Origin of the sequence: Caulobacter sp. CCG-8 (assembly GCF_037402475.1) — a bacterium.
Classification (GTDB): domain Bacteria; phylum Pseudomonadota; class Alphaproteobacteria; order Caulobacterales; family Caulobacteraceae; genus Caulobacter.
This window is the reverse complement of sequence record NZ_JBBEUD010000023.1, coordinates 85,921-91,920: the sequence shown is the minus strand read 5'-3', so window position 1 is coordinate 91,920 and position 6,000 is coordinate 85,921. Positions and strand designations below refer to the sequence as shown.

5 protein-coding genes are annotated in these 6,000 nt (G+C 73.8%); all 5 read left to right on the top strand.

Features of this window, described 5'->3' with window-relative positions; all coding sequences use genetic code 11:
• On the top strand, positions 1–1,319 hold a 1,319-nt coding region (cydD, locus tag WAE60_RS20145; protein WP_337688237.1), incomplete at its 5' end, for a thiol reductant ABC exporter subunit CydD.
• 8 nt (positions 1,320–1,327) lie between these two features.
• Positions 1,328–3,040 (top strand): ATP-binding cassette domain-containing protein, encoded by a 1,713-nt coding sequence (locus WAE60_RS20140; protein WP_337688235.1) that lies wholly within the window; start codon positions 1,328–1,330, stop codon positions 3,038–3,040.
• Positions 3,041–3,073: 33 nt separating this feature from the next.
• The gene (locus WAE60_RS20135) at positions 3,074–4,552 is read left to right on the top strand and encodes a PAS domain S-box protein (protein WP_231499448.1); all 1,479 of its coding nucleotides are present in this window, start codon (positions 3,074–3,076) and stop codon (positions 4,550–4,552) included.
• Complete coding sequence (fixJ, locus tag WAE60_RS20130) at positions 4,545–5,159, top strand: response regulator FixJ (protein ID WP_337688233.1); 615 nt, start codon at positions 4,545–4,547, stop codon at positions 5,157–5,159. The genes WAE60_RS20135 and fixJ overlap by 8 nt, the downstream gene beginning before the upstream one ends.
• A gap of 86 nt (positions 5,160–5,245) precedes the next feature.
• Positions 5,246–5,893 carry a helix-turn-helix domain-containing protein gene (locus WAE60_RS20125; protein WP_029911962.1) on the top strand — a complete coding sequence of 216 codons (648 nt, stop codon included), beginning with the start codon at positions 5,246–5,248 and terminating at the stop codon, positions 5,891–5,893.
• Positions 5,894–6,000: the final 107 nt, after the last annotated feature.

Below are 6,000 nucleotides of genomic sequence, written 5' to 3'. Positions count from 1 at the left end.
CGGCGCTGGGCGGCCGCATCACCGGCGGCGAGGCGCTAGCGGCCGTGGTCGAGGGGGTCGAGGCCCTGGACGGCCACGTCGCGCGCTTCGAACCCGCCAAGCTGGCCGCCGCCGTCGCGCCCCTGCTGATCATCGCCGCCATCGCCGTGGCCACCCCTGTAGCGGCGGCCATCCTGCTGCTGACCCTGATCCCGTTCGGCCTGGTCATGGCCCTGGCCGGCGGGGCGGCGGCCGAGGAGTCGCGACGGCAGTTCCTGGCCCTGGCCCGGCTGTCGGGCCTGTTCCTGGACCGGGTCCGCGCCCTGCCCGTGGTGCTGGCCTTCCAGGCCGAGGGGACGGTGACCCGCGACCTCGGCGTCGCCGCCGACGACCTGGCGCGGCGGACGATCCGCGTGCTGAGGGTCGCCTTCCTGTCGTCGGGCGCCCTGGAGTTCTTCGCCGCCCTGTCGGTGGCCCTGGTCGCGGTCTATTGCGGCTTCAACCTGCTGCGGCTGCTGCCCTTCCCGGTTCCGGAGCAGCTGGACCTGAAGCGCGCCTTCTTCGCCCTGGCCCTGGCGCCGGAGGTCTACGCCCCGCTGCGCCGCCTGGCCGCCGCCTATCACGACCGCCAGGCCGCCGAGGCCGCCGCCCTGACCCTGGCCGCCCTGCCCGCCCCCGCGCCGCCCCCGCCCGCCGCGACGTTCGCGGCGCCGCCCGCGATCCGCTTCCAGGCGGTGACCGTGGCCTACGCCCCCGACGAGGCCCCGGTGTTCGACGGCTTCGACCTGGACGTCGCCCCGGGCGAGATGGTGGCCCTGCTGGGCCCCAGCGGCAGCGGCAAGACCACCCTGCTGAACCTCCTGCTGGGCCTGGCGCCCTTGAGCGCGGGTGAGGTGGTGGTCGGCGGGGAGCGCCTGTCGCACCTGGGCTCGATCGCGCCTTCTGTCGCCTGGGCCGGACAGTCGCCCGTGGTGCTGCCCGGGACCCTGGCCGACAACCTGGCCCTGGCCCGCCCCGGCGCGACACGGGACGAGATCGAACGCGCCGCCCGCGCCGTGGGCCTGGACGCCGTGCTCGCCGCTCGCGGCGGCCTGGACGCCCGGCTCGACGAGCGCGGCGGCGGGCTGTCGGGCGGCGAGCGGCGGCGGCTGGGCCTGGCCCGGGCCCTGCTCAAGCCCGCACCGATCCTGCTGCTGGACGAGCCGACCGCCGACCTGGACGCGGCGTCGGAACAGGCCCTGCTGTCGATCCTCGTCGAGGCCGCGAAAGGCCGCACGACCCTGATCGCCACCCATTCCGAGGCCGTCGCCGCCCTGGCCGACCGCGTGGTGCGGCTATGAACAGATCTGTGAGCAAGGGGCCCCTCGCCGACCTGATCCGGGAGCAGCGGAAGCGCCACGCGGGCGGGCTGCGCCTGGCCGCGCTCTCGGCCGCGATCGTCGGGGCCGAGTCGGTGCTGCTGCTGGGCCTGTCGGGCTGGTTCCTGACCGGGGCGGCCCTCGCCGGCCTGGCCGGCCTGGCCGCGGCCCAGGCCTTCAACGTGCTGCTGCCCAGCGCCGGCATCCGCCTTCTGGCCATCCTGCGCACGGCTTTCCGCTATCTGGAGCGCCTGTCGGGCCACGCCGCCGCCCTCAAGGCCCTGGCCGCCATCCGTCCCGCGCTCTACGCGTCCCTGGCCGCCGCCCCGCCGGAACAGGCCCTGGCCCTGTCGCGCGGCGAGGCCTCGGCGCGGCTGGTGCAGGACGTCGACGCGGTCGAGACCCGGCTGGTCCGCCTGTCCGCCCCCTGGGGCGCGGCGGCCGCGGTCGCCGCCGGCCTCGCCATGGCCGCCCCGGCCAGCTGGGCGTCGGCCGCCGTCGTCGCCCTGTCGGCGGCCGCCACGGTGCTGGGCGTCCGCGCCCTGGCCCTCCGCCTGACCGCCCACAGCGGCCCGGCGATCCAGCAGGCCGCCGGCGACCTCAAGGACGCCCTGGCCGCCTATGCCGCGGCCGCGCCCGAGCTGCGGGTCTACGGCGTCCAGGACCGCGCCGCCGCCGAGATCGCCGCCAAGGGCGCGCGGCTGGACGCCCTCAAGCAGGAGGCGGTGGCGGCCGCCGGCGGGCTGGCGGTGCTGCAGGGCGCGATCCTCGGCCTGGCCGTCGCCCTGGTCCTGGCCTTCGCCCACGACGCCGCCACGCCCCTGGCGGCCATGGCGGGCCTCGCCGCCGCCATGGCCCTGGAAGGCCTGGCCGGGGTCGGCAAGGCCTTCGAACAGGACGCCGGCGCCGACGCCGCGGCGGCGCGGCTGGACGCGGTGCTGGGGCCTGCGCCGGGCGCGACAGACGCTCCGTCCTTTGCGGATCGGCCCAGTCTGGGCTTCGGTGATCTCACCCTCGAACCTGGTTCGCGGCTGGTCCTGACGGGCCCGTCGGGATGCGGCAAGACCACGGTGCTTGAGCGCTTGCTGGGCTTGCGCTCGTCAAACTCCGCTCATCCCGGCGAATGCCGGGACCCAGATGGAATGGCTTTGGGCCTGACGCCAAAGGGCGCTGAGCTACTCCAATCAGCCCCCCCGCCAGAGGATCTGGGTCCCGGCATTCGCCGGGATGAGCGGTTGTTGTGTGCGGGGCAGGAGCCAAGCGCACGCACGCGCGCCGCCTTCGCCCACGCCCCGCAGGACGCGGCGATGATCGCCGGGACGGTCCGCGCCAATCTCGCCCTGGCCGGCGTCCATGCCGACGAGGCTCTGTGGGACGCCTTGGCCGACGCCGCCCTGGAGGCCCGGGTCCGCGCCCTGCCCCGGGGCCTGGACACCTGGATCGGCGAGAACGGCGAGCGGCTGTCGGGCGGCGAGCGGCGGCGCCTCTCCCTGGCCCGCGCCCTGCTGCGCGACGCCCCCTGGCTGCTGCTGGACGAGCCCACCGAGGGGCTGGACGCCGCGACCGAGGCCCTGGTCGTCGAACGCCTGGACGCGCGCCTGAAACGCACGCGCCAGGGCCTGGTCCTGGTCAGCCACCGACCAGCTCCACGCGCCCTGTGCGAACGTGAACTGCCAATCGCGACGACGCGCGCTATAGGGTAGCCGACCTTGCGCAGCGGAGACCGCTATCACGTGATGACCACGGTTTCGGCCGGAACGCTGCACAGCGACCTGCGGCCCCGAGCCTATCTGACGGCCGTGGCCACGGTGCTGGCCTGCGCCCTGATCCAGGAAGCCCTGCCGCCCGGCTTCACCGCCCCCTCGGCCTTCCTGCTGTCGGTGCCGGCCGTGCTGATCAGCGCGGCGGTCGGCGGCCTGGCGCCGGGCCTGTTCGCCACCGTCCTGGCCGCCGGCGCGGTCTGGCTGCTGAAGGTGCGCGGCGTCCCCGACCAGGCGACGGCCCTGGCCAGCCTGGTGTTCGTGATGATCGGCGTCGGCATGTCGATCGGCGGAGGCTGGTTCCACGCCGCCCGGGCCCGCGCCGCCGCCATGACCCATCACCTGCAGTCGATCCTCGACTCGGCCCCCGACGCGGTGATCGTCATCGACCCCGCCGGGACCATGACCTCGTTCAGCCCCGCCGCCGAGCGGCTGTTCGGCTGGACCGCCGCCGAGGCCATCGGCCGGAACGTCAGCCTGCTGATGCCCGAACCCGACCGCGGCGCCCACGACGGCTTCCTGGCCCACTACAGCCGCACGCGCGAGAAGCGGATCATCGGGACCGGCCGGGTGGTGGTGGGCCAACGCAAGGACGGCTCGACCTTCCCCATGGAGCTGGCCGTGGGCGAGACGCGCGGCGCGCGGCCCTTCTACACCGGCTTCATCCGCGACCTGACCGAGCGCCAGCACACCGAGGCCCGGCTGCGCGACCTGCAGACCGAGCTGGTCCACGTCTCGCGCCTGACCGCCATGGGCGAGATGGCCTCGACCCTTGCCCACGAGCTGAACCAGCCGCTGTCGGCCATCGCCAACCTGCTGACCGGCTCGCGCCGCCTGATCGAGCGCGGCCGCCCCGAGGACCAGGTCAAGGTCCGCGACGCGGTCGACAAGGCCTCGGCCCAGGCCCTGCGGGCCGGCGACGTGATCCACCGCATGCGCGAGTTCGTGCGGCGCGGAGCCAGCGAGCGCGCGCCCGAAAGCCTGTCCAAGGTGGTCGAGGACGCCGCCGCCCTGGCGCTGATCGGCGTGCGCGAGCATCAGGTGACCACCCGCCTGCGGCTCGACCCCGCCGCCGACGACGTCTATGCCGACCGGGTGCAGATCCAGCAGGTGCTGGTCAATCTGATCCGCAACGCCATCGACGCCATGGCCGACTCCCCGCGACGCGAGCTGGGCATCTCGAGCCGGCGGCTCGACAACGGCGCCGTGCAGGTCAGCGTCACCGACACCGGCTCGGGCATCAGCGATGAGTTCCGCGAGCGCCTGTTCCAGCCGTTCATGACCACCAAGGCCGAGGGCATGGGCGTGGGCCTGTCGATCTCGCGCTCGATCATCGAGGCGCACGGCGGGCGCATCTGGGCCGATCCGAACCCGAAGGGCGGGACCGTGTTCCACTTCATCCTGCCGCCGCGCAGGCCGGACGACGCAGAAACTGGGGATGTGACCGATGACTGAAGCCGTGGTCCACGTGGTCGACGACGACGAGAGCGCCCGCGAATCCCTGGCCTTCCTGCTGGAGGCCGCCGACTTCGAGGTGGTCAGCCACGCCTCGGCCCTGGCCCTGCTGGACGCCCTGCCCCTGGACGGGGCCGGGTGCGTGATCACCGACATGCGCATGCCCGACATGACCGGGCTGGAGATGGTGCGCGAGCTGAACACCCGCGGCTGCCGCGTGCCGATCATCATGATCACCGGCCACGGCGACATTCCCCTGGCGGTCGAGGCCATGCGCGCCGGGGTGGTCGACTTCATCGAGAAGCCGTTCGGCGAAAGCCGGATGATCGACGCCCTGAACCGCGCCCTGGAGGCCGGCCCCAAACCCGCCGCCCCCCAGGCCTCCGACGAGGCGGCGGTCGTGCGCCAGCGGCTGGAGACCCTGTCGGAACGCGAGCGCCAGGTGCTGGACGGCGTCGTCGATGGCCAGCCCAACAAGGTGATCGCCCGCGAGCTGGGCATCAGTCCGCGTACGGTCGAGATCTACCGCGCCAAGCTGATGGCCAAGATGCACGCCGACAACCTGGCGGCCCTCGTGCGCATGACCCTGTCCTCGCGGCGCGGCTAGGTAGTCCCCCTTAGGCGGAGGTCCCGACTGTACCGCTTGGCTCCGGCGACGGAGATTGGGCGGGCGATCAGATTGGGGAATTCGCCATGTTGTCCGTGATCCAGGCCCCCGCCACCACGCCCGTCCGCCAGCCGGCGGCGATAGTGCTGGACGGCCTGCACCTGAGCTTCGACCCGGGCGAGACGATCTTCGACGAAGGCCAGCCGGCCGACCGGGTCTACCAGCTGATCTCGGGCAGCGTGCGCACCTGCCGCATCCTGCGCGACGGCCGGCGGCAGATCGAAGCCTTTCACTTTCCCGGCGACGTGTTCGGCCTGGAGAGCGGCGAGGCCTATCGCGCGGCCGCCCAGACCCTGAGCCCGGCCCTTGTGCGGGTCATGCCCCGGACGGCGCTGGAGGCCCTGGCCCGCGAGCGCGGCGACGTGGCCCGCCGGCTGCTGGAACTGGCCACCGAGAGCCTGCGCCGCTGCCAGGACCACGTGCTGATGCTGGGCCGGCGCACCGCCTGCGAACGCGTCGCCGCCCTGCTGCTGGACCTGGCCGAACGCACCGGCGCCCACGCCCTGCTGGACGTGCCCATGACCCGCCAGGACATGGCCGACTATCTGGGCCTGACCATCGAGACCGTGTCGCGCACCTTCACCCAGTTCCAGCACGACGGCCTGATCGCCCTGCCGACGACGCGCAAGGTGCTGCTGCGCGACCGCGAGGCGCTGGAAGCGATGGTGGACTGAGGCGTTTCCGACCTCGCCCTTACCTTTCAACCGTCATTCCGGGCCCTGTGCCCGGAACCCCTCGGTCAGCTCGCAAGTGAAGCGCAAGCGGACCGCTAGCGGTCCGC